This window comes from Pseudoxanthomonas suwonensis, assembly GCF_000972865.1.
GTDB lineage: Bacteria > Pseudomonadota > Gammaproteobacteria > Xanthomonadales > Xanthomonadaceae > Pseudoxanthomonas > Pseudoxanthomonas suwonensis_B.
This window is the reverse complement of the sequence record NZ_CP011144.1, coordinates 329,618-353,882: the sequence shown is the minus strand read 5'-3', so window position 1 is coordinate 353,882 and position 24,265 is coordinate 329,618. Positions and strand designations below refer to the sequence as shown.

The 24,265-nt window shown below is 70.9% G+C and carries 17 protein-coding genes and 1 pseudogene; 12 read left to right on the top strand and 6 right to left on the bottom strand.

Features of this window, described 5'->3' with window-relative positions:
* Nucleotides 1–20: 20 nt before the first annotated feature.
* The 3 genes from WQ53_RS01480 to WQ53_RS01470 form a co-directional block, all read right to left on the bottom strand.
* Nucleotides 21–884, bottom strand: a complete 864-nt coding sequence (locus tag WQ53_RS01480) for a pirin family protein (protein WP_052629711.1) — start codon at nucleotides 882–884, stop codon at nucleotides 21–23.
* 89 nt (nucleotides 885–973) lie between these two features.
* Nucleotides 974–1,660, bottom strand: coding sequence for a deoxyribonuclease V (gene nfi, locus WQ53_RS01475; protein ID WP_052629709.1), 687 nt, complete (start codon nucleotides 1,658–1,660; stop codon nucleotides 974–976).
* 597 nt (nucleotides 1,661–2,257) lie between these two features.
* The gene (locus tag WQ53_RS01470; protein WP_052629707.1) at nucleotides 2,258–2,713 is read right to left on the bottom strand and encodes a hypothetical protein; all 456 of its coding nucleotides are present in this window, start codon (nucleotides 2,711–2,713) and stop codon (nucleotides 2,258–2,260) included.
* 168 nt (nucleotides 2,714–2,881) lie between these two features.
* On the opposite strand from WQ53_RS01470, the gene gpmA (WQ53_RS01465) reads away from it, so the two are divergent.
* Nucleotides 2,882–3,631 carry a 2,3-diphosphoglycerate-dependent phosphoglycerate mutase gene (gpmA, locus tag WQ53_RS01465; protein WP_052629705.1) on the top strand — a complete coding sequence of 250 codons (750 nt, stop codon included), beginning with the start codon at nucleotides 2,882–2,884 and terminating at the stop codon, nucleotides 3,629–3,631.
* 354 nt (nucleotides 3,632–3,985) lie between these two features.
* Here gpmA (WQ53_RS01465) and WQ53_RS01460 read toward each other — a convergent pair whose 3' ends face one another.
* On the bottom strand, nucleotides 3,986–4,441 hold the full coding sequence (locus WQ53_RS01460; RefSeq protein WP_158497801.1) for a nuclear transport factor 2 family protein: 456 nt from the start codon (nucleotides 4,439–4,441) through the stop codon (nucleotides 3,986–3,988).
* 87 nt (nucleotides 4,442–4,528) lie between these two features.
* On the opposite strand from WQ53_RS01460, the pseudogene gpmA (WQ53_RS17225) reads away from it, so the two are divergent.
* From gpmA (WQ53_RS17225) to WQ53_RS01420, 9 genes and pseudogenes are all read left to right on the top strand, one after another.
* Nucleotides 4,529–4,754: pseudogene (gene gpmA, locus WQ53_RS17225) on the top strand (2,3-diphosphoglycerate-dependent phosphoglycerate mutase); the annotation flags it as partial.
* Between the two features lie 263 nt (nucleotides 4,755–5,017).
* Nucleotides 5,018–7,192, top strand: coding sequence for a TonB-dependent siderophore receptor (locus WQ53_RS01455; RefSeq protein WP_236685886.1), 2,175 nt, complete (start codon nucleotides 5,018–5,020; stop codon nucleotides 7,190–7,192).
* A 38-nt stretch (nucleotides 7,193–7,230) separates the two neighbouring features.
* Nucleotides 7,231–7,548, top strand: coding sequence for a hypothetical protein (locus tag WQ53_RS01450; protein ID WP_052629701.1), 318 nt, complete (start codon nucleotides 7,231–7,233; stop codon nucleotides 7,546–7,548).
* Nucleotides 7,545–9,233 carry a PepSY-associated TM helix domain-containing protein gene (locus tag WQ53_RS01445; RefSeq protein WP_236685885.1) on the top strand — a complete coding sequence of 563 codons (1,689 nt, stop codon included), beginning with the start codon at nucleotides 7,545–7,547 and terminating at the stop codon, nucleotides 9,231–9,233. Before WQ53_RS01450 ends, WQ53_RS01445 begins: the two co-directional genes overlap by 4 nt.
* On the top strand, nucleotides 9,226–9,606 hold the full coding sequence (locus tag WQ53_RS01440) for a DUF3325 domain-containing protein (RefSeq protein ID WP_052629699.1): 381 nt from the start codon (nucleotides 9,226–9,228) through the stop codon (nucleotides 9,604–9,606). Before WQ53_RS01445 ends, WQ53_RS01440 begins: the two co-directional genes overlap by 8 nt.
* Before the next feature lie 155 nt (nucleotides 9,607–9,761).
* Nucleotides 9,762–11,846 (top strand): M13 family metallopeptidase, encoded by a 2,085-nt coding sequence (locus WQ53_RS01435; RefSeq protein WP_052629697.1) that lies wholly within the window; start codon nucleotides 9,762–9,764, stop codon nucleotides 11,844–11,846.
* Nucleotides 11,847–12,102: 256 nt separating this feature from the next.
* Nucleotides 12,103–13,668 carry a phospholipase D family protein gene (locus WQ53_RS01430; RefSeq protein ID WP_052629695.1) on the top strand — a complete coding sequence of 522 codons (1,566 nt, stop codon included), beginning with the start codon at nucleotides 12,103–12,105 and terminating at the stop codon, nucleotides 13,666–13,668.
* A gap of 123 nt (nucleotides 13,669–13,791) precedes the next feature.
* Complete coding sequence (locus WQ53_RS01425) at nucleotides 13,792–14,838, top strand: DUF4105 domain-containing protein (protein ID WP_052629693.1); 1,047 nt, start codon at nucleotides 13,792–13,794, stop codon at nucleotides 14,836–14,838.
* A 42-nt stretch (nucleotides 14,839–14,880) separates the two neighbouring features.
* Nucleotides 14,881–16,704 carry an SLC13 family permease gene (locus WQ53_RS01420; protein ID WP_052629691.1) on the top strand — a complete coding sequence of 608 codons (1,824 nt, stop codon included), beginning with the start codon at nucleotides 14,881–14,883 and terminating at the stop codon, nucleotides 16,702–16,704.
* 609 nt (nucleotides 16,705–17,313) lie between these two features.
* On the opposite strand, the gene mfd is transcribed toward WQ53_RS01420, so the two are convergent.
* Nucleotides 17,314–20,850 (bottom strand): transcription-repair coupling factor, encoded by a 3,537-nt coding sequence (mfd, locus tag WQ53_RS01415; RefSeq protein ID WP_052629689.1) that lies wholly within the window; start codon nucleotides 20,848–20,850, stop codon nucleotides 17,314–17,316.
* A 280-nt stretch (nucleotides 20,851–21,130) separates the two neighbouring features.
* Nucleotides 21,131–21,667: a GNAT family N-acetyltransferase gene (locus WQ53_RS01410; RefSeq protein WP_052629687.1), complete on the bottom strand. Its 537-nt coding sequence runs from the start codon at nucleotides 21,665–21,667 to the stop codon at nucleotides 21,131–21,133.
* A 74-nt stretch (nucleotides 21,668–21,741) separates the two neighbouring features.
* Between WQ53_RS01410 and WQ53_RS01405 the strand changes: the two genes are divergently transcribed.
* Entirely contained in the window at nucleotides 21,742–22,662 is a 921-nt protein-coding gene (locus WQ53_RS01405; RefSeq protein WP_052629685.1) for a cation diffusion facilitator family transporter, read from the top strand.
* Nucleotides 22,659–24,242 carry a serine hydrolase domain-containing protein gene (locus tag WQ53_RS01400; RefSeq protein ID WP_144409188.1) on the top strand — a complete coding sequence of 528 codons (1,584 nt, stop codon included), beginning with the start codon at nucleotides 22,659–22,661 and terminating at the stop codon, nucleotides 24,240–24,242. The genes WQ53_RS01405 and WQ53_RS01400 overlap by 4 nt, the downstream gene beginning before the upstream one ends.
* Nucleotides 24,243–24,265 lie beyond the last annotated feature (23 nt).

Below are 24,265 nucleotides of genomic sequence, written 5' to 3'. Positions count from 1 at the left end.
GGACCCGGGGGGCTGGCGGCTCAGCGCTGCGGCAGCGGGATGAACTCGTCGTCGCCCTCGATCCTGCCGAAACGGCCGTCGACCCAGTCCTGCTTGGCCTGCTCGATCCGTTCCTTGGAGCTGGAGACGAAGTTCCACCACAGGTGGCGATGGCCGTCCAGCGGTTCGCCGCCCAGCAGCATGGCCTTCAGCGGGGTCTTGGCGCGCAGCTTCGGCCGGGTGCCGCGGTCGGGAATGACCAGGTGGCGGGCGGGGATGTCCACGCCGTCCAGCTGCGCCTCGCCGTCGAGGATGTAGAGCGCGCGCTCGACGTGGCCGTCGTCCAGCACCAGCTCCGCGTCCGGTTCCAGGTCCAGGGCCACGTTGAGGGTGTCGGCAAACACCTTCACCGGCGACTCCTCGCCGTAGCCGCGTCCGGCAATCACCCGCAGCCAGGCGCCGTCGCGGCGTTGCTGCGGCAGGGTCGCGGCGGGGTGGTGGTAGAAGGCCGGGTCGGTCTCCTCGTGCGCCTGCGGCAGCGCCACCCAGGTCTGCATGCCGTGCGCCTCGCTGCCGGCGGCGCGCTCGGCGGTGGGCGTGCGTTCGGAGTGGGCAATGCCGCGGCCGGCGGTCATCCAGTTTACGTCGCCGGGGCGGATCACCTGCTCGGAGCCGAGCGTGTCGCGGTGGTTGATCGCACCGGCCCAGAGGAAGGTCACCGTGGCCAGGCCGATGTGCGGGTGCGGGCGCACGTCCAGGCCGCGCCCGCCCTCGAACACCACCGGGCCCATGTGGTCGACGAACACGAACGGGCCGACGCTGCGCGCCTGGATCGAGGGCACCGCGCGCCGCACCAGGAAGCCTTCGCCGAGGTCGTGCACGCGGGGTTCGATGATTGTGGTCATGTCGCTCTCCTGGCTGGCGGGCTGGGCGCAGGATCGCATGGATGCCGCCGCCAGCATGGCACGCGGTTGCGACAAACCGTTGCGCGCGCTCAGGCCGCGGCGTCGCGGCGCGAGGCCAGGCGATCGGCCAGGCGGGTGGGCTCGGGCAGCCGGTAACCGGCGAGGAAGCGCAAGGTGAGCGCGACCGCCGTCTCCAGCGAAACGCGGTGCCCGGGCGAAACGATCAGCGGATTGCAGCGCGGCTTGCTGCGCAGTGCGTAGCCGACCAGTTCGCCGCGGTGCAGGATCGGGTTGCGGTCGCCGCGTTCCGGTCCGGGTTCGTCGAAGCGGCCGGCGAGCAGGGTCTTGGCCACGCCCAGGCTGGGCAGGCCGGTGGCGACGCCCAGGTGCGCGGCGATCCCCAGCCGGCGCGGATGGGCGATGCCCTGGCCATCGACCATCGCCAGGTCCGGCGGCCGCGACAGCATCGCCAGTGCCTGCAGCAGCGCCGGCAGTTCGCGGAAGCTGAGCAGGCCGGGCACGTAGGGCATCGAGGTCGGCAGCCGCGCCACGTGCGATTCGAGCGGTTGCCGGGTCCCGGCGTCGAGCAGCACCACCGCGGCGCGGGTGGTCTCGCCCTGGTCCTCGAAGCCGACGTCGAAGCCGGCGACGGTGCGCAGCGGTTCGGCGAAGGCGTCCTGCAGCGATACCTGCGCGGCCAGCTGCGCCTGCAACGCGCGCGCGCCGGCGATGCTGCCGTCCCAGCCGGGGAAGGGGGAGGATGCGTCGGCCGTCATGCCGGGATTATCGCCGCCGGTTCGGTGATGCCGGCGCGATGGGTCGCCGCCAGCCGGGCGGCGAGGAGTGCCTGCCCAGGGAGTCCGTCGCCGCGCGAAATGCACACCGACGCCCCGGTCTTCTGTAGGAGCCAGCTTGCTGGCGACACGGGCGTCGGAGCCATGAGGGCGTTGCCTGTGCCGAGGGCGTCGTGTCGCCGGCTGAACCCGGCAGGAGCTGACTTCAGTCGGCGACACGGGCGTCGGGAACATGAGGGCGTCGCCTGTGCCGAGGGCGTCGTGTCGCCGGCTGAACCCGGCTCCTACAACAGCCACGGCGCGGCCGCTCTTTGTAGGAGCTGACTTCAGTCGGCGACACGGGCGTCGGGAATACGAGGGCGTCGCCTGCGCCGAGGGCGTCGTGTCGCCGGCTGAACCCGGCTCCTACAACAGCCGCGGCGCGGCCGCTTTTCTGTAGGAGCTGACTTCAGTCGGCGACACGGGCGTCGGGAACATGAGGGCGTCGCCTGCGCCGAGGTCGTCGTGTCGCCGGCTGAACCCGGCTCCTACAACGGCGGCGGTCGCGCAGTCCGGATGGAACCCCGGCCGGCGGCCACGTCAAAGGTCGCTGATGTCGTTGTCGCGCCACGGATCCGGCAGGGCCGACTGCGGGCAATGCTCGGCGGTGTACTGCCAGCCGTATTCCTCGTGGCGGGCGGTGAAGGCGGTGGGGCTGGCGATCTCGTAGGTCAGCGTGGTGTCTTCGCTGTCGCCGCCCATGATGTCGCGGCAGGCCTGGGTGGCCACGAAAGTGGCCGGTCCGGTCTGCTCGATGCGGGTGAACTCGCAGGCCTCGCGCGCGCCATTGATGCCGGCGCGGCCGTGGAGCAGCAGGGTGGCGTTGGAGGCCTGCGCGCACGGGGTCCCGTCGCGCACGAAGAAGCCGCGTTCCAGCGGCAGACGGTCGACCACGCTGGCGGCGGGCGACGGCGCATCGGTCGTCGCGCCGGCAGGGGACTGCGCGCCGCAGGCGGCGAGCGCCAGGACGCAGACGGCAAGCGGACAGGTCTTCATGGGAATCTCCCCAGGTGCGGCCTGCGGAAGAAGCCCCGGAGCGCGGCGACCGGGCCGTGCGGTCGCGGCGGGGCGGTAGTCGCCGGCGAAGATACCGCACGCGGCGGCCGCGGGCGGCACGGGTACAATCCCGGTCCGCCTTTTCACCGCCGATAGGGAGCCCCCACAGTGACCCGCAAGCTCGTCCTGCTGCGCCACGGCCAGAGCCAGTGGAACCTCGAGAACCGCTTCACCGGGTGGGTCGACGTCGACCTGACCGAGCAGGGCCGCGCCGAGGCCGCCGCCGGCGGCCGGCTGATGCGCGAGGAGGGCCTGCACTTCGACGTGGCCTATACCTCCACGCTCAAGCGCGCGATCCGCACCCTCAATCTGGCGCTGGGCGAGCTGGACCAGGACTGGCTCCCGGTGCACAAGAGCTGGCGCCTCAACGAGCGCCACTACGGCGCGCTGCAGGGCCTGGACAAGGCCGAGACCGCGGCCAAGCACGGCGAGGAGCAGGTCAAGATCTGGCGCCGTTCCTACGACATCCCGCCGCCGCCGATGGCGCTGGACGATCCGGGCCACCCGGCCAACGACCCGCGCTACGCCGGGCTGGACCGCAACGCGCTGCCGTCGACCGAATCGCTGGCCACCACCCTGGACCGGGTGCTGCCGTACTGGCATGACGCCATCGCCCCGGCGCTGAAGGAGGGCAAGGACGTGCTGGTGGCCGCGCACGGCAACTCGCTGCGCGCGCTGTACAAGTACCTCAACGACGTTTCGCGGGAAGAGATCCTGGAGCTCAACATCCCCACCGGCATCCCGCTGCTGTTCGAGCTGGACGACGAGCTGAAGGTGCAGTCGTACCGCTACCTGGGCGATCCGGAAGCGGCGAAGCGCGCGGCCGAGGCGGTGGCCAACCAGGGCAAGGCGAAATAAGCACCGCGTCGGGCAGCCGCATCGCGTCGAACGACACCCGGCTCAGGCCGGGTGTCTTCGTTCAGGCATCGGGAAAACCGCGGGAGGGCGGGGCGCCTCTCCGGCGAGCGGAAGCAGGCCGCATCAGGTCGGCATGAAGCTGCGCGTGGCCTTCTTCTCGTTCTTCTCAGCCCGCTTTTCCTTCATCGTCTTGGCGGGCTTCTTCTTCTGCTCTTTCTTCTTGTCCAGGCCCTTGGCCATTGCCGTGCCCTCCGGTGGTGACGCTGGAGCATGGCACGTCCGGGGGCGCAGCGGGACGTCGCCAGAGAATGCCCACCCGGCAACTCGACCGGGCCCCTGCTTCTCACGCCTCCATCACGCAGGATCGAGTTCCCACAGCACGTTGATGATGCGCCATTGACCCTGGTCGTCGCGTACGACGTGCAAATAGTCCACCCATCCATCCATCTTCAGTCGGACCGAAGCGGCATTGCCGTAGCGGTCGAGTATCTCCACTTCCGCCTGCCTCGGCGCATCGCGGTAGCGTTCCAGGTTCGCGGGGCGATTCGCGGCAAGCAGTTCGTCCTTGTCCATCCCGTTCAACATCCGTTTGCCTGCGGCATCGGGCAGATAGGCGCGTTTGGCCAGCGACTCGTGCAACGAGCGCGCCATGCGTTCGCGATCTCCGCTGTACCAGCCTTCGGCGTAGTCGAGCGCGGCGCTCCGGATGGCCGACAGGTCATCGTCCACGGGCGCGGCACGTTCGGAGGCAGGCGCGGATGCGGCGGTGGCGATCAAGGCAAGGGCGAACGGCAGGTGGCGCAGGCTCATCGAATGCATCTCCGGGGGGGGCATGGTGGCGATGGAACGCGTGCGGCAGGCGCATCGGCATTATCGCTGGCCACCGCCCTGGAGTGACTGCTGCCATACGGACACTACGCCCTCGCCATGGCGCCGAATGACGGCAGGAGCGTGCTGATGGTCGGCCGCGGCAACTCCCTGCGCGCGCTGTATCAAGTACCTGGGCGACGTGTGCCGGGGAGAGATCCCGGAGCCCAACATCCGCCCGGCATGCCGCTACCTCGGCGACTTCGAGGCGGCGAAGGGGACTGCCGAAGCCGTGGCCAACCAAGGCAAGGCGAAGCAGGTGCCATGCCGGATAGCTGCGATGCGTCGAACAACACCCGGCTCCGGCCGGGTGTCGCCATGCCCATGGGCACAGCCCGGTGCCCGTGCAAGGTCCTTGTGGAATGAGATTGATTCGCATTTAATATGCCGGCGATTCCGCATCCCATCCGGTCCCCCAGGCCTGGACGCGGCACGGCGGCACCGACCCGGACGGGCGATCGGAACGGTTCCGATCGCTTCGTCCCTTCGACCTCCCCCTACGAACAGGCGCCTCACCCGATGTCCCCGATCCGTCCTTCCCGCCCGGCCGCCCGCACGCCGGCCGGCGGCAACCTGCCGCTCGCGATCGCACTGGCCCTGTCCTGCATGCCGGGCCTGGCGCTGTCCGCACCGCAGTCCGCGGCCGCCGAAGGCCAGGCTGGCGGCGCCGACACCGCCACCGAGCTGGACGCGGTCCTGGTCGTCGCCCAGCGCGCCAACCGGGTCAGCAACGGCGCGACCAACCTGGATCTGGACATCAAGGACACCCCGCAGTCGATCAGCGTGGTGAGCGGCGAGCACATGCGCCAGTTCGGCGCCAACAGCGTCAACGATGCCCTGCGCCTGGCCACCGGCGTGCGGGTCGACGAGTGGGAGACCAACCGCACCAGCTACAGTGCGCGCGGTTTCGACATCCTGAACACCCAGATCGACGGCGTCGGCATGCCCAACAGCTGGGGCATCGCCACCGGCGCGATGGACACCTTCGGTTTCGAGAAGGTGGAGGTGATCCGCGGTGCCAACGGCCTGCTCACTGGCGTCGGCAACGCCGCCGGCACGATCAACTACGTGCGCAAGCGCCCGACCAACGAGGCGCATGGGGCTTTCGGCCTCAGCTACGGCTCTTGGAACACCGTGCGCGCCGAAGCCGATTATTCGACCCCGTTCACCGACGACGGCACCTGGGCCGGGCGCGTGGTCGCCGCGCACGAGGACGGCGAGTCCTGGCTCCAGGCCAACGAGAACAGCCGCAACTACGCATATGGCGTGATCGATGGCCAGGTCGGCGAGAACGGCACCCTGGCGTTCGGCTATTCGTACCAGCGGGCCAAGTCCGACGGCATCATGTGGGGCGCACTGGTGTTCATGAACAGCGACGGCACCCAGAACGAATGGCCGCGCGATGCCACGACCACCCAGGACTGGACGTACTGGAACACCACCGACCAGACCGCCTTCGTCGAGTACACCCACCAGCTCGGCGCGGACTGGCAGCTCAAGGCGTCGTACAACTACCGCCGCGCCGAAGGCGACGAACGGATGTTCTACGCCTATGACGGGCTGGGCACCGGCCTGGATCCGGACACCGGCCTGGGCCTGGCCGGCTATCCGTGGGGGGGCAACGACGAGTCCAGCGCGCACCTGGGCGCGGTCACCCTCGACGGCCGCTTCGAACTGTTCGGCCGCGAGCAGCAGGCGATGCTGGGCGCCAGCCTGTCCCGCGCCGAAGGCAACAGCTGGGAGCGCAGCGCCGACTTCTCCTCGCCGGCCTGGGGCCCGCTGCCGCCGTTCCCGTATCCGACCGACGCCATCCCCGAGCCGGCCTGGAGCGATCCTTCGCTCTACTCGGTGCTGAACCAGCGGCTCAAGCGCGTGTTCGGTGCCACCCGGATCTCGCTCGGCGAGCGCCTCAACGCGATCGTCGGCGCCAACTACGCCCAGTACCGCCGCGACGGCAAGTCCTATGCGCTGACCTTCGACCAGACCACCAGCCACACCAGTCCCTATGCCGGCCTGACCTTCGATTTCACCGACAACGTCCTCGGCTACGTCAGCTATTCGGACATCTACCAGCCGCAGGACCAGGTCGACGCGAACGACCGCTACCTCGATCCCAGCAAGGGCGTGAACTACGAGGCCGGCATCAAGGCCGAGTGGCTGGACCAGCGCCTGCTGACCACGCTGGCGGTGTTCAAGGCCGACCAGCAGGGGCTGGCCACGCCGACCGGCCAGTACAACCAGTACGGCCAGACCATCTACGCGCCGGTGGACGTGAAGTCCAAGGGCGTCGAACTCGAGGCGGTCGGCAGGCTCACCGACAACCTGGACCTGGTGGTCGGCTACACCGCGCTGAAGATGGACGGCCTGAATGGCGAGGACACCTATCCGTGGGTGCCGCGCCGCAGCGCCAACCTGATCCTGAGCGCGCGAGCGCCGGGCTACGCCGCGCTGTCGTATGGCATCGGCGGGCGCTGGCAGAGCGGGATCTCCAACACCGAGAGCAGCGGCTTCACCGTACGCCAGGGCAGCTACGCCGTGCTCAACGGCTTCATCGGCTGGGATTTCGTCGAGAACGCCAGCGTCCGGCTGAACGTCAACAACCTGTTCAACGAGAAGTACATCAACACCCTGCGCTACAGCGGCTACTACGGCGCGCCGAGCAACTACACCGTCACCCTCAACTGGCGGTTCTGATCGCCGCGCCCGCCCCCGCAGAGACACCAGCCGCCGCCATGTCCCGCACGTTTTCCGCTCTCGATCCTTCCCGTACCCCGCGCCTGCATCTCGCCGCGCGCGTGGCAGCCGCGGTGCTCGGCGGCTACGCCTTCGCCTGGGGCGTGGTCGCCCTGGGCGCGGCCGCGCTGTTCGCCGCCGGCATGGGCTTCCACGACGCCGAGTTCCTCGCCAGCATGATCGGCATCCTGGCCTACCTGGTCGCGTTCCTGTGGGCGGTTGCCACGCCGCGGCCGGGCCGGTGCTGGCTGGTGCTGCTCGGCGGCGGCGCGCTGATGGCCGCCGCCGCCTCGGCGGTGCAGGCGGCGCTGGCATGAGCGCGGGCAACGCCGTGTTCTCCAGTTTCCGCCAGGCCATGGCCTGGCTGCACACCTGGTTCGGCCTGGTACTGGGCTTCGTGCTGATGGCCGCATTCTTCTTCGGCGCGCTGTCGGTGTTCGACCGCGAGATCGACCGCTGGGCGATCCCGTCCACACGCTTCGAGCCGCAGCCGATGCCCTCGTACGAGAAGATCCTGCGGCCGGCGTTCGAGCGCATGCAGCCGCTGCCGGCGGCGGTGGCGGCGATGGCGCCGCGGGTCGACGGGCCGATGCCCGAACGCTTCGATAGCGTCGGCAGCTGGAGCGCCTACACCACCCATCGCGATCCGGTGCTGGCCCTGTACGCCGGCTACCTGGTGCCGAAGGCGAAGGACCCGGAGGAGCAGATCTGGGCCTACGCCACCATCGATCCGCGCGACGGCACGCCGCTGCCGGACGACCGGCTGAAGGTCGGCAGCGGGTTCTTCTACCCGATGCACTACAGCCTGACCCTGGACTGGAAGAACCTCGGCTTCTGGATCGTCGGCCTGTCGGCGCTGGTGATGCTGGCCGCGCTGGTCAGCGGCGTGGTCATGCACCGCAAGCTGTTCCGCGAGATCTTCACCTTCCGCCCGGAGAAGGCGCGCCTGCGCAGCGTGCTGGACCTGCACAACCTCACCGGGGTGGTCGCGCTGCCGTTCCACTTCTTCTTCGCCTTCACCGGCCTGCTGATTTTCGCCGCCGCCTATTACTTCCCGGTCGGCCACACCCAGCTGCACGACCTGCACGACCTGCACGCGCAGGTGGAGGCGCAGGAGACCGGCCTGCCGCACGAACGCGCCGGCGTGCCGGCCGGGCTGGCCGACGTCGACGCGATGGTCGCCGAGGCGCAGCGGCGCTGGGAGGCCCACGGCAAGGCCGGCGAGGTCGGGTTCCTGGTGCTGCAGCACGTGGGCGACGCCAACGGCTACGTCAGCGTCTACCGCGCCGGCACCGACCGTATCGCCCTGGTCGGTGACGGCATCCACTTCCAGGCCGCCACCGGCGAGCTGATCCGCGAGGATCCGCCGGCCACGCCGGTCGGCCGCATCGCCGAGTTCCTCACCGGCCTGCACCTGCAGCACTTCCGCCACTGGCTGCTGCGCTGGCTGTACGTGCTGGGCGGGTTGCTGGGCGCGGTCTGCATCGCCACCGGCTTCGTCTTTTTCGTCGAGAAGCGCAAGCGCCAGCACGCCCGCCAGGGCAGCCAGGGCGCGCGCATCGTCGATGCGCTGGCGGTGGCCGCGGTGACCGGCATGGTCGTCGCGGCGCTGTCGATCCTGGTCGCCAACCGCCTGCTGCCGGAAGACCTGCCGGCGCGGGGCGACTGGGAACGCTATGCGTTCTGGGGGGCGTGGATCCTGGCGCTGCTGCATGCGGCCTGGCGCAGCGCACCGGTCGCGCAGGGGCTGCCCAATCCGGCCTGGCGCGAGCAGTGCTGGGCGATCGCCGTGCTGGCGCCGGCCGCGGTGCTGGCGAACTGGATCAGCACCGGCGACCACCTGCTGCGCACGCTGGCCGCCGGCTACTGGCCGGTGGCCGGCGTCGACCTGGCGCTGCTGGCCGTCGCCGCGATCGCCGCCGGCGCCGCGCGCCGCCTCGGCCGCCGCGCCGGGCAGCAGGCGGCCGCGACCGCGAGCAGCGGGGAGGCCGCGCATGCCTGAGTCCGTGCACGCCGCCTGGCTGCTCGGCGGGGCATTGCTCGCCTGCACGGCCGGCGTGGGCTGGCTGGCGCTGGCGATGCCGGGCCACGCGCAGCAGGTGTGGGGCGCACCGGTACCGCGGGCGACGGCACGGATCCTGCGCGTGCTGGGCGCGCTGGGGCTGGCCGCCTCGCTGGCGCTGTGCCTGGCGGCCGACCATGCCTCGATGGCGGTCCTGGTATGGGCGATGGCGCTGGCGGCGGCGGCGTTGACCGTCGCGTTCGCCCTGGCCTGGCGGCCACATTGGCTGCGGGTCCTCGCCCCTTGGAGGCAGGCGCCACAGGCGCGCCAGGAGCCGCTGCCGCAACGGCAGGATGGGCGCGGCGCGCGCTGAACGGAGGCCGTCGCTGCCCGCGCAGGCCGGCCCAGCGGGCAGGGCGCAATCGTTTCACCCGTGACTTCTGGCCTACATCCACCCCGGCGCGATCGCCTAGGCTGGCCGATTGGCACCTCGTCCGCGGTCTGGTGTCCCGCGCCCTGGAGTTCCCGATGTCCCTGTACAAGCTCGCCCCGCTGTCCCTGGCGGTGGCCGTCGCCGCGTCGCTCGCCGCCTGCGGCAAGACCGAAGGCCCGGCCGATGCCGCGGTGAAGTTCGACCTGTCGCAGGTCGATGCCCCCGGAATCGCCTTCAGCGTGGCCGACCTGGATCCGTCCGTCGCCGCCTGCGTCGACCTCAACGGCCACGTCAACGGCAAGTGGCTGGCGGCCAACCCGGTGCCGGGCGACCGCACCAGCTGGGGCAGCTTCGAGGTGCTGGGCGAGCGCTCGCTGGCGATCCAGCACGCGATCGTCGAGCAGGTCGCCGCGGCGCAGCCGGCTGCCGGTTCGATCGAGGCCAAGATCGCCGACATCTGGCGCACCGGCATGGACCAGGCCGCGATCGACGCGGCCGGGCTGGCGCCGCTGCAGCCGACCCTGGACGCCATCGCCGGCCTAAACGACGGTGCTGCGGTCGCCGAATGGCTGCGCGGCCAGTACGCCGTCGGCCAGGGGCCGCTGTTCTCGTTCTTCGCCAACGCCGACTTCAAGGATTCGGAGAACGTCATCGCCTACGCCGGGCAGGGTGGGCTGGGCCTGCCGGAGAAGGGCTACTACTTCGACGCCGACAAGGCGCCGATCCGCGAGGCCTACGTGGCCTACATCGCCCAGTTGCTGGAGCTGTCGGGCGTCGAGTCCGCCGAAGCCGCGACCCAGGCGCAGGCGGTGCTGGACTTCGAGACCCGCCTGGCCAAGGCCTCGCTGTCGCGGATCGAGCTGCGCAACCCGGCCCTGCGCTACAACCCGGTCAGCGCGGCCGAGGCCAACGCGATCACCCCGAACTTCGACTGGAACGCGTTCTTCGACACTCTGCAGGTGCCGGCGGCCGACAAGTTCTCGCTGGCCCAGCCCGGCTTCTTCGCCGAGCTCGACCGGATGCTGGCCGACACCCCGGTGGAGGCCTGGCAGGCCTACCTGCGCTTCCACGCCATCGACGACGCCGCGCCGTACCTGGCCGCGCAGTTCGAGCAGGCCAACTTCGGCTTCTACAGCCAGACCCTGCGCGGGCAGAAGGAAATGCTGCCGCGCTGGAAGCGCGTGCTCGGCTCGGTCAACAGCGGCATGGGCGAGGCGCTGGGCCAGCTGTACGTGCAGGCCGCGTTCCCGGCCGAGTCCAAGGCGCAGATGCAGCACCTGGTCGACAACCTGTCGGCGGCGCTGAAGGTGCGCCTGGAGAACCTGGACTGGATGGGCGACGAGACCAAGCAGCGCGCGCTGGAGAAGTGGGCCAGCTTCACCCCGAAGATCGGCTACCCGGACAAGTGGCGCGAATGGGACGGCCTGCAGACCGGCGGCGACAGCTACCTGGCCAACATGCAGGCCGCGCGCGCGTTCAACTACCGCTACGTGCTGGACAAGATCGGCAAGCCGGTGGACCGCACCGAGTGGGGCATGAGCCCGCAGACGGTCAACGCCTACTACAACGCGACCAAGAACGAGATCGTGTTCCCGGCGGCGATCCTGCAGCCGCCGTTCTTCGACCCCGAAGCCGATCCGGCGCTGAACTACGGCGGCATTGGTGCGGTGATCGGCCACGAGATGATGCACGGCTACGACGACTCCGGCAGCCAGTTCGACGCCAAGGGCAACCTCGACAGCTGGTGGACCGCCGACGACCGCCAGCTGTTCGACCAGCGCGCCGACCAGCTGGTGGCGCAGTTCGACGGTTACGAGGCCATTCCCGGCAAGAACGTGAAGGGCCGGCTGACCCTGGGCGAGAACATCGGCGACCTGGGCGGCCTGACCGTGGCCTACGACGCGCTGCAGATGGCGCTGAAGGAGAACCCCGAGTCCGCGGGCCTGAGGGTCGACGGCCTGTCCCAGGACCAGCGCTTCTTCGCCAACTGGGCCACGGTGTGGCGTCGCAACTTCACCGACGGCGAGCTGCGCGTGCGCCTGGAGACCGATTCGCATGCGCCGGCCAACTTCCGCGCCGTCGGCGCGCCGTCGAACATGCCGGCGTTCGCCGCGGCGTTCGAGTGCAAGGCGGGCGATCCGATGGTGCGCGGCGAGGGCGAGCGCATCGTGATCTGGTAAGAGCGCAAGGCCGCTGTGGATAGGGGAGGGCCCGGCGGATGCCGGGCCTTTTCCGTTTGCGGCGGGCTGCCGTTGTAGGAGCGGGCATGACCGCGACCCCGACGCCGTCGGCACAGGCGATGCCCTCGTGGTTCCGGCGCCCGTGTCGCGGTCATGCCCGCTCCTGCAGGGGGGTGGTGGGGCGCCCACATGGCCATCGCGCCGGGCGCCTACAATCGACTGGCCCGGGATCGACCGGTGCACGCACGGGACCGCCATGAAGAGGAAGACGTTCATGTGGATCGGCATCGCCCTGGCCGCGTTCGCGGTCGCCTCGCTGTTGTCGCTCTACGCCTACGGGCGCTTCGCCGAGAGTGCGCGCGGTCCGGAAGGGCACGCGCTGCCGATCGCCGGCGAACCCACCCCGATCGACCGGGTGGTCGAATCGCTCACCGCCGACCGGCCCGGGGAGGCCGGCCTGGTGATCCTGTCCGACAACCTCGACGCATTCGCGATCCGCGCCTCCACCGCGCGCGCGGCCGGCCGCAGCCTGGACCTGCAGTACTACATCTGGCACCCGGACCTCACCGGCAACCTGCTCTACAACGAACTGCTGCGCGCCGCCGATCGCGGCGTGCGCGTGCGCCTGCTGCTGGACGACATGAACGTGCACGGCAGCCATTCGGTGCTGGCCGCGCTGGACACGCATCCGCAGATCGAGGTGCGCCTGTTCAATCCCACCCGCGCCCGCGAGGGCACGCTGGTGCGCGGCGCCGAACTGCTGCTGCGCTTCTTCAGCGTGAACCGGCGCATGCACAACAAGACCTGGCTCGCCGACGGGCGGATCGCGGTGGTCGGCGGGCGCAACGTCGGCGACGAGTACTTCGACGCCGCTGCCGACGTGAACTTCATGGACACCGACGTGGCGGTGGTCGGGCCGCCGGTGCGCCAGGCCGAGCAGATCTTCGACGCCTACTGGAACAGCGTCTCCGCCATCCCGCTGGAGGCGCTGGTCGAAGCCAAGCCCGGGGCGCTGGACCGGCTGCGCGGCAGCATCGACGCCGGCCTGCAGGCCGACCGCGCCGGCCCCTACGCGCGCCGGCTGCAGGGCTCGCAGGGCGTGCGCGAGCTGCTCGAGGGGCGGCGCCGGATCCACTGGACGCGCGACGCGGCGATCGTGTCCGACCCGCCGGAGAAGGCGGAGGGAGCGACGCCGGAGCCGGACTGGATGACGCCGCTGCTGCTGGAAAGCGCCTCGCGCGTGCAGCGCGACCTGAAGGTGATCTCGCCGTACTTCGTGCCCGGCGAGGACGGCGTGCGCTGGCTCGACGGCCTGCGCCGGCGCGGCGTGGAGGTGAGCATCCTGACCAACTCGCTGGCGGCCAACGACGTGCTGGCGGTGCACGGCGGCTACGCGGGCTACCGCGCGCCGCTGCTGGAGTCGGGCGTGTCCCTGTTCGAGCTCAAGCCACAGGGCAGCGGTGGTGGCAGGGCCAGCGTGTTCGGCTCCAGCGGCGCCAGCCTGCACACCAAGGCCTTCGTCGTCGACGGGGCGCACGGCTTCATCGGTTCGTTCAACCTGGACCCGCGCTCGATGAACCTCAACACCGAGATGGGGCTGCTGTTCGAATGCCCGGACGCGGCCGCCGAGCTGGAGGCGCTGTACGGGATGAAGACTTCGGCGCACACCAGCTACCGGCTGGAACTGGCCGATGGCGGGCTGCGCTGGCACGACGACGAAGCGCAGCCGCCGACGGTCTGGGACCGCGAGCCGGAGGCCGGCTTCTGGAGCCGCGCGATCGCCCGCGCGATCGGCTGGCTGCCGGTCGAATCGCAGCTGTAGCGGCTGGACCGGGACCGGCCCGGCCGGCCCGGCGCGATCCCGGACGCTTGCGCTTTGCCGGAACGCGGATAAGGATGCCGGGACGGTGTGGGTCCGTGCGCTGGCATGCCGGGAGGAGAAGCGATGCAGGATCCGCAGGCGGTCCCGACGCGAAGCCCGCTGCCCTGGTTGCGGGCGGGCCTGCCGCGACCGCTGCGCTGGCTGCTCGGCCTGCTGCTCACCTTGCCGCTGCTGTGGGGCGCGCTGGCGATCGCCTGGGCGCCGGTGGAGCTGCCCGGCGCGTCCGCGCTGGCGCTGGGGTTCGCCGCGTTCGCGGGCTGGGCGCTGTGGTTCTCGCCGCGGCGCTGGCCGATCCTGGCCACCGCGCTGCTGTTCGCGGCGCTGCTGGCCGGATGGAGCCTGGTCCGGCCATCGCACGACCGGCCCTGGCGCCCGGAGGTGGCGGTGATGCCGCGGATCGCGATCGACGGCGACCGCGTCCGCATCAGCGGCTACCGCAACTTCGAGTACCGCAGCCGCGACGATTTCAGCGAGCGCTGGGAGCAGCGCGAACTGCGCCTGTCGGACCTGCAGGGCGTGGATTTCATCGTCTCGTACTGGAACCCGGACGGGCCGATCGCGCATACCTTCCTGAGCTTCGACGTCGCCGGCGCCGACCCGGTGGCGATCTCGATCGAGATCCGGCCGGAAGTGGGCGAGGGCTTCCACCCGCTGCCGGGGTTCTTCCGGCATTTCGAGCTGGTCTACGTGGTCGGCGACGAGCGCGACATCGTCGGCGTGCGCAGCAACCACCGCGACGAGGAGGTGTTCCTGTACCGCACCCGGGTATCGGCCGAGGCCGCGCGCCGGCTGTTCCTGGTGTACGCGGAGCGGATCAACGCGCTGGCCGACGCGCCGGAGTTCTACAACGTGGTCAGCAACAACTGCACGGTCAACATCGTGCGCTACGCCAACCGCATCGGGCGGGTGGGGCGCTGGGACCTCCGCCACCTGCTCAACGGCTGGAGCGACCGCTACCTGTACGACGCCGGCCTCATCGACACCTCGATGCCGTTCGCCGAGCTGCGCGCCCGCTCGCAGGTCAACGCCGCCGCGGCCGCCGCCGACGGGGATCCCGCGTTCGCGCGGATCATCCGCGAGGGACGCCCGGTGCCCGCCGCGACCGACTGAGCCGACCGATTCGCCGAGCCGGATGACCGCCTACCGCCGCCGATGAGCCACGAACTCCTCCTCGTCCTGTGCCTGCTGGGCGTGGCCATCGCCCTGTTCTCGCTGGGCCGGCCGCGCGCCGACGTGGTCGCCCTGCTGATGGTGGCGGCACTGCCGTTCACCGGCGTGATCGACGTGTCCGAGGCGATCGCCGGCTTCGCCGACCCGAGCGTGGTGCTGATCGCGCTGCTGTTCGTGATCGGCGAAGGGCTGGTGCGCACGGGTTTGGCGCAGAGGATCAGCGCCTTGATCCTGCGCGTGGCCCGCGGCGACGAGACCATGCTGGTGGTGGCGCTGATGCTCTCGGTCGGAGTGATGGGCTCGGTGATGAGCTCCACCGGGGTGGTCGCCATCTTCATCCCGATCGTGCTGCGGATCGCCCGCAGCAGCCGGATCGCGCCGGGGCGGCTGATGATGCCGTTGAGCGTGGCCGCGCTGTGCAGCGGGATGATGACCCTGGTGGCCACCGCGCCCAACCTGGTCGTGCACGGCGAGCTGCTGCGCGACGGCTATACCGGCTTCGCCTTCTTCGACTTCCTGCCGTTCGGCGCGCCGGTGCTGGCGCTGGCGATCGGCTACATGCTGTTTGCGCGGCGCTGGCTGACCGGCGGCGCCCCGGCTGCATCGACGCGCGCGCCGCGGCTGGAGGACTGGATCCGCGAGTACCGGCTCGGCGACCGCGCTTTCCGCGTGCGCGTGCTGGCCGACTCGCCGCTGGCCGGGCGCGTCGCCTCGGCGCTGGAGGAGGGCGAACTGGCCGGGATGAACGTGCTGGCCATCGAGCAGCTCGGCCGCTTCGGCCAGCGCCTGCTGCTGTCGCCGCAGGGCCGGCGCCTGCTGCCTGGCGACGCGCTGCTGCTGGACCTGCACGATCCGGGCGTCGATGCCGCCGCCCGGTTCGAGGCGCTGCGGCTGGAGGCGCTGCCGCTGGAAGGCGCCTACTTCTCCGGCTACGCCAACGACATCGGCATGGCCGAGATGATGGTCGCGGTCAATTCGCCGCTGGCCGGGGTGAGCGCGAACCGGGCGCGGCTGCAGGACCGCCACGACCTGGCGCTGATCGGGCTGCGCCACGGCCGCACCGCCGAGGTCAGCGACCTGGCCGAGGAGAAGCTGGAAGTGGGCGACACCCTGCTGGTCGCCGGACCGTGGCCGGCGATCCGCGCGCTGGGTTCGGGCCCGGACGGGCTGATCCTGCTGCACCTGCCGTCGGAGTCGGAGGAGGTGGCGCCGGCCGCGCCGCGCGCGCCGTTCGCGCTGGCCTGCCTGCTGTTGACCATCGGCCTGATGGTCTCGGGCATCGTGCCCAACGTGCACGCGGCGCTGATCGGCTGCCTGCTGATGGGCCTAACCGGCTGCGTCGACCTGCGCAGCGCCTACCGCTCGATCCACTGGCCGAGCCTGGTGCTGATCGTGGGCATGCTGCCGTTCTCGCTGGCGCTGCAGCGCACAGGCGGCGTGGACCTGGCCGCCAGCCTGCTGCTGGAGGCGGTCGGCGATGCCGGGCCGCGGGTGGTGCTGGCGGCGATCTTCGCGGTCACCGCGCTGTTCGGCATGTTCATCTCCAACACCGCCATCGCCGTGCTGATGGCGCCGGTGGCGCTGGCGGTTGCCCAGTACCTGGGCATGTCGCCGTATCCGTTCGCGATGACCGTGGCCCTGGCCGCCTCGGCGGCGTTCATGACCCCGGTGTCCTCGCCGGTGAACGCGCTGGTGGTCGGCCCCGGCGGCTACAGCTTCGGCGACTTCGTCAAGGTCGGCACGCCGCTGGCGGTGCTGACCCTGCTGCTGGTGGTGCTGCTGGTGCCGATCGTGTTCGGGATGTAGCCGGCACCGACCACGCCACCGACGCGTCCGCCGTTGCAGGAGCGGGCATGACCGCGACCCGACGTCGTCGGCCCAGGTGACACCCTCGTGTTTCCGATGCCCGTGTCGCCGACTGAAGTCAGCTCCTACAGAAGAGGCGCGCCGCTGCTGTTGTAGGAGCGGGCATGACCGCGACCCGACGCCGTCGGCCCAGGCGACGCCCTCGTGATCCCGACGCCCGTGTCGCGGACTGAAGTCCGCTCCTACAGGAGAGCCGCCACGCCGTGCCCTTCTTGTAGGAGCGGGCATGACCGCGACCCGACGCCGTCGGCCCAGGCGACGCCCTCGTGATCCCGACACCCGTGTCGCGGACGGAAGTCCGCTCCTACAGGAGAACCGCCACGCCGTGCCCTTCTTGTAGGAGCGGGCATGACCGCGACCCGACGCCGTCGGCCCAGGCGACGCCCTCGTGATCCCGACACCCGTGTCGCGGACGGAAGTCCGCTCCTACAGGAGAACCGCCACGCCGTGCCCTTCTTGTAGGAGCGGGCATGACCGCGACCCGACGCCGTCTGCCGAGTCAACGCCCTCGTGGTTCCGACGCGTCTGCGCGATGTCGCCGGTGCCGGCTCAGCCCGGCGCCAGCGTCGTCAGCAGCGCGCGCGCAGCGTTGAAGCGGTCACCCGGCTCCGGCAGCGGATGGCGGATCCGCAGCTTGTCCGGGCCGTCCATCGCGTACAGCTTCGGCTGCTGCTGGATCATCCGGATCACCGACATCGGGTCGACGTTCGGCTTGGCCTCGAACACGATCCGGCCGCCGCTCTCGCCCAGCTCCAGCTTGCGGATGCCCAGCGCGTTGGCCTGCAGCTTCAGCTCGGCCACCGCGAACAGGTGCTTGACCGGGTCCGGCAGCAGGCCGAAGCGGTCGATCATCTCCACCTGCAGCTCGCGCAGCGCGTCACTGTCGCGCGCCGAACTGATCCGCTTGTACAGGGTCAGGCGGGCGTGCACGTCCGGCAGGTAGTCCTCCGGGATCAGCGCCGGCACGTGCAGCTCGACCTCGGCGCCGCGCGCCTCCTGGCCGGCGTCCAGGTCCGGCAGCTTGCCCTGGCGGATGCTGCGCACCGCGCGCTCGAGCAGCTCGGTGTACAGGCTGAAGCCGACCTCGGCCATCTGCCCGCTCTGGTCCTCGCCCAGCAGCTCGCCGGCGCCGCGGATCTCCAGGTCGTGGGTGGCCAGGGTGAAGCCGGCGCCCAGTTCGTCCATCGAGGCGATCGCTTCCAGCCGCTTCTCCGCGTCGGGGGTCATCGAGCGCCGGTCCGGCGGCACCAGTAGGTAGGCGTAGGCGCGGTGATGCGAGCGGCCGACGCGTCCGCGCAGCTGGTGCAGCTGGGCCAGGCCGAAGCGGTCGGCGCGGTTGATGACGATGGTATTGGCGTTGGGGATGTCGATGCCCGATTCGATGATCGTGGTCGACAGCAGCACGTTGAAGCGCTGCTTCTGGAAGTCGAGCATCACCCGTTCCAGCTCGCGCTCGGGCATCTGCCCGTGGGCGATGCCGATGCGCGCCTCCGGCACCAGTTCGGCCAGCTGGCGCTGCATGCGGCCGATGCTCTCCACGTCGTTGTGCAGGAAGTACAGCTGGCCGCCGCGGGCCAGTTCGCGCTGGAACGCCTCGCGCAGCTGCGCATCGTCCCAGGGCACGACGAAGGTCTGCACCGCCAGCCGGTTGGGCGGCGGAGTGGCGATGATCGACAGGTCGCGCAGCCCGGCCATGGCCATGTTCAGGGTGCGCGGGATCGGGGTAGCGGTGAGGGTCAGCAGGTGCACGTTGGCGCGCAGCGCCTTCAGCGCCTCCTTCTGGCGCACGCCGAAGCGCTGCTCCTCGTCGACGATGACCAGGCCCAGGTCCTTGAACTTCACGTCCGCCTGCAGCAGGCGGTGGGTGCCGACGATCACGTCGATCCCGCCTTCGCTCACCTTCTGCAGCTCGAGTTCGATCTCCTTCTTGGTCTTGAAGCGCGACAGCACCTCGACCTTCAGCGGCCAGTCGGCGAAGCGGTCGTGGAAGTTGCGATAGTGCTGCTCGGCCAGCAGGGTGGTCGGCACCAGCACCGCGACCTGGCGGCCGGCGCTGGCCGCGGCGAAGGCGGCGCGCACCGCGACCTCGGTCTTGCCGAAGCCGACGTCGCCGCACACCACCCGGTCCATCGGCTGGCTGGACTGCAGGTCGCGCAGCACCGCCTCGATCGAGGCGTGCTGGTCGGGGGTCTCCTCGAACGGGAAGCCGGCGGCGAAGCTCTCGTACATCGGCCGGTCGATGTCCAGGGCCAGGCCGGCGCGGGCCTGCCGGCGGGCCTGGATCTCCAGCAGTTCGGCAGCCACGTCGCGGACCTTCTCCTGCGCCTTGCGCTTGGCCTTGGTCCACTGCTCGCCGCCGAGCGAATGCAGCGGCGCGGTCTCCGGCGAGGCGCCGGAGTAGCGGCTGACCAGGTGCAGCTGCGCCACCGGCACGTACAGGCGGTCGCCCTTGGCGTACTCGATGTCGAGGAACTCGCCGGGCATGCCGCCGATGTCCATCGCGACGAGTCCCCGATAACGGCCCACGCCGTGGTCCTCGTGGACAATCGGCGCGCCTTCGGTGAGCTCGCCCAGGTCGCGGATGATCGCTTCGGGTTCGCGCCCGGCGCGGCGGGCGCGGCGCGGCTGGGTGGCGCGCTCGGGGAACAGCTGGCGCTCGGTGAGGACTACGAACGCGGGATCGTCGATCGCAAAGCCGTCTTCCAGCGGGGCGACGGCCAGCGCGAACCGCACCGCGTCGCCGCGCCCAACCCCCGCGCCGCCGGGACGACGGTTGAGGAACGCAGGGAAATCGGGCAGTACCTCCGGCCGCAGCTCCGCCGCCTGCAGCACCTCCAGCAATGCCTCGCGCCGCCCCGGCGAATCGGCGGCCACCAGCACCCGTCCCGGGTAGCTGCCCAGGAACGAGCGCAACGCCTCGCCGGCGACGTGGTGGTCGCGGCCGGCCACCGGCAGCGATGGCGCCGGCTGGTCGCCCAGCGGCGTGGCCTCGGCGGCGCGCGCGTGCTCCGCGCCGCAGACCTCGACGCGGATGCCCAGGTTCAGCCGCTCGCGCAGCGCATCGGGCGGCAGGTACAACTCTTCGGGCGCGAGCACCGGATGCTCGACGTCGTGGCGGCGCTGCTCATGGCGGTTGCGGGTCTGCTGCCAGAACGCGTCGGCGGCGCCATTGGCGCCGTCGGCCAGCACCGGCAGCGCGCTGACCGGCAGGTAGTCGAACAGCGTGGCGGTCGTATCCTGTCCGTCGCGCGTCGGCGGGAAGAACAGCGGCAGGTAGTACTCGATGCCGGCCGGTGCCAGCCCGGCTTTCAGGTCCTGGTACAGCGCACTGCGCCGGGTGTCGACGTCGAAGCGTTCGCGCAGCGCGTCGAGCACGCGGGCAATGCTGGCCTCGTCCATCGGCAGCTCGCGGCCGGGCAGCATCCGCACCGCGTCGATGCGGTCGAGCGAGCGCTGGCTTTCCGGATCGAAGCGGCGGATCGAGTCGATCTCGTCGTCCAGCAGTTCGATCCGCAGCGGCGCGTCGGCGCCCATCGGATACACGTCGAGCAGGCCGCCGCGCACGGCGAAGTCGCCCGGGTCCAGCACCTGCGGCACGTTGCGGTAGCCGGCGCTTTCCAGCCGCCGCTTCTCGGCGTCCAGGTCCAGGCGCTGGCCGGTGGCCAGGTCGAAGCTGCCGCCGGCGATGTAGCGCAGCGGCGGCAGCCGCTGCAGCAGGGTCTGCACCGGCACCACCACGATCCCGCGCTCGAGCTGCGGCAGCCGCTGCAGCGCGGCCAGGCGCTGGCTGATGATGTCCGGGTGCGGGCTGAAGCGGTCGTAGGGCAGGGTCTCCCAGTCCGGGAACGGCACCACCGGCAGCGAGGCGTCGTCGCCTAGCAGGGTGTGCAGGTCCGACTCGACCTGGTGCGCGGACTGGTTGTCGCGGGCCACGAACAGCAGCGGGCCGGGATGCGCGCGCGCGGCCTGGGCCAGGTGCCAGGCCAGGGCCGAGGGCGATGCGGGTGCGCGCCACCAGGCGCGGGCCTGGCCGCGCTTGGGCAACGGGGGGGCGGGGGACACGGGGGAGGAGGAAGCGGACGGCATGGACTGCGCATTGTAGCCGGGCCGCCCTAAACGGCCTGCGCGCTTTTTGTAGGAGCCGGGTTCAGCCGGCGACGCGATGCCGTCGGCACAGGCGACGTCCTGGCGGATGACGCCCGTGTCGCCAGCAAGCTGTGCTCCTACATCCACCCGTCGTCCCGGCGAACGCCGGGACGACGGGGATCGGGTGCCACGGCTTCCGGGCTTGCGCGTGACACGATGCCGTTGGCACAGGCGACGTCCTCGTGACTCCGACGCCCTTGTCGCCGGCTGAACCCGGCTCCTACAAGTCGAGGACCAGGCGGGTCAGGCCGGGCGGGACGCCGGCTTCGAGGCTGGGGCGGAAGCCCATCGAGGCGGCCAGGTCGAGCATCGGCGCATTGCTGTCGGGCGTGTCGCCGTAGAGGCGGTCCAGGTAGCGCCCGCGCGACCACTTCACCAGCTTCTGCATCAGGTGCCGGCCCAGGCCCAGGCCGGCGACGTAGTTGCCGAGCAGGATCGCGTACTCGGCCTCGCGGGTGCCCGGCACGATCCGGGCACGGGCCAGGCCGGCGATCATCGCCTCGCCCGGCGGCAGCGGTTCGGCGCCGACCAGGACCAGTTCGGCCTTCGGGTCCGGACGGCACAGGCGCGCGGCGACCGCGTCGTCCAGTTCGTCGTGGCCCTCGGTGAAGCCGCCGCGGACCTCCACAGGCCCGAGCATCCCGAACACGCCCCGCAGCGGCGCGGCGTCCTCCGGCCGGACCGGACGGATCAGGATCGTCCGCCGGTTGGGCAGGACGAACTCCTCGTGCCAGGGGGGGAGGCGGTTGCGCGGCATGGGGGGATATTCCCACATCGCGGCCTGCCGCGGGTTGCTAGACTCCGCTCGGCCCAGGCTGAGGAGCGCATGCGATGGCAGGCAGCGGCGATTCGGTCCGTGCGATCTTCTTCGCCCTCGGCGCCAATTTCGCCATCGCCGTGGCCAAGGGCGTGGCCGCCTACGTCACCGGCTCGGGGGCGATGCTCGCCGAGACCGTGCACTCGCTGGCCGACTGCGGCAACCAGCTCCTGTTGCTGCTGGGCCTGCGTCAGGCCAAGCGGCCGGCCAGTCCCGAACACCCGCTCGGCCACGGCCGCGCGATCTACTTCTGGTCGTTCCTGGTGGCGGTGATGCTGTTCAGCGTCGGCGGCATGTTCTCGATCTACGAGGGCGTGCACAAGCTGCGCCATCCCGAGCCGCTGCAACAGTGGTGGTGGGCGGTGGGCGTGCTGGTGTTCGCGATCGTGGCCGAAGCCGTCTCGATGCGCGCCTGCCTGCAGGAGGTCGACAAGGCGCGCGGTTCGCGCAGCCTGTGGCAGTGGTTCCGCGAGAGCCGCCAGGCCGAGCTGGTGGTGATCTTCGGCGAGGACCTGGCCGCGCTGCTGGGCCTGGTCTTCGCGCTGGTGGCGGTGGTGCTGGCAGTGGCCACCGGCAATCCGTTCTGGGACGCGCTGGGCACCATCGCCATCGGCCTGCTGCTGATCGTGATCGCGGTGATGGTGGCGGTCGAGGTGAAGGCGATGCTGATCGGGCAGAGCGTGGATCCATTCCTGCAGGCCCAGATCGGCGAGTTCCTCGCCACGCGGCCGGAGATCGCCGAGGTGCTGCACGTGATCACGCTGCAGCAGGGCAACGAGGCGCTGGTCTCGATCCACGCGCGCATGCGCCGGGTCCACGACGGCGAGGCGATGCTGCGCGACATCGACCAGGTCGAGCGCGCCCTCAAGCAGCAGTTCCCGGTGGTGCGCTGGAGCTTCTTCGAGCCGGAGGGCGTGGAGGCGGATCCGGCGTGACGGGATCGCGGGGATTTCCGGTAGCATCCCGCGACTCGATGCCGACAAGGTGTGCCGTGCAATCCATGCCCAGGAAGATCGCGCCGGCCCTGCTGTTCTGCGGCATCGCCGGCGGCTCCTTTGCCGTGCTGGCGCTGCAGCCGTCGGATGGCGGCGACGCTTCGGCCGCCCCGCAACAGCGATGGACCTGCCACACGGCTGACGGTGCGCTTGAGCGGCAGCAGCAGGTCGAGCGCAACCTGTTGCCCGTGGTCGCGTTCCTGGGCGAAACCCGGCCGGCCGCAGTCCAGGAGCGCATGGACGTGCACAAGATCCCGGCGCTGGCGGTGGCGGTGATCCGCGACGGCGAACTGGACTGGAGCGCGGCCTGGGGAAGCCTGCACGCAGGCGGCGCGGCGGCCGAGTGCGACAGCCTGTTCCAGGCCGGCTCCCTGGCCAAGCCGGCGACGGTGCTCGCCGCGCTGCGCATGCAGCAGCAGGGAATCATCGACCTCGACGCAGACATCGACACCTACCTCTCCTCGTGGCAGCTGCCGGCCGGCGCGCAGACGGACGACAATCCGGTCACGTTGCGCAACCTGTTCACGCACACGGCCGGCATCACCGCTGGCGGCTACGAGGGGTATGCGCGGGAGGCGCCCATGCCCAGCGACCGGCAGACGGTGCAGGCGGAAGCGCCGGCCAACGGCCGCAAGGTCGAGGTGCTGGAAGCGCCGGGAACCTCGCTGCGGTACTCCGGAGGCGGCTACACGGTGGCGGAAATCGCCCTGCAGGACCGGCTGCAGCAACCGTTCGAGCGGATCATGCACACCTGGCTGACCGCGCCGGTCGGCATGAGGCAGGCGGATTTCACCCAGCCGCCGCCTGGGTCGAGTGAAGGGCATACGGCGCATGGCCACCAGGCGGACGGCAGCCCCGTTCCGGGAGGCTGGCACAACCACCCCGAACAGGCCGCCGCCGGCCTGTGGGCGACGGCCAGCGACCTGGCCGCTTTCCTCATCGAGATCCGCAAGGGCTGGCAAGGCCGCAGCGCCGTCTTCGGCCAGGACAGCATCCGCGAGCTGCTGGCCGATCCCATCCACGGTCACGCCTACGGCTTCCGCCTGATCGGCGAAGGCGACCAGGTGTTCATGACCCACTATGGCGGCACGGTCGGCTACCGCGCCGGCATGACGATCAACCTCCGTACCGGCAACGGCGCGGTGTACCTGAGCAATTCCGACAACGGCTCGGCCCTGGGCCGCGAGTTCCTCGGCGCCGTGTCCGACGCCTACGGCTGGCCGGGGTTCCGCCCGGCGCGCGTGGAGCGGGCCGCGCCGCAACCGGCGCACGTGCTCGAATCGCTGGCGGGCCGCTACGGCTTCGGGGACGGGCCGGTGGTCGCGGTGGCGTACGAGCGGGATGCGCTGACCCTGCTGTTCCCCAATGGCGACCGCTACGTGATGACGCCGATCGTCGGCGCGCCGCGCGAGTTCATCCACCCGGATACCGGCGTGCGCGCCCGCTTCGATGGCGACGGCGCGGACACGACGTTGCAGCTGTACGGAGAGACCGGGCGCCGGCTGCCGGGCGATGAATAGCTCGCGAGTGCCCGATCGGGCCG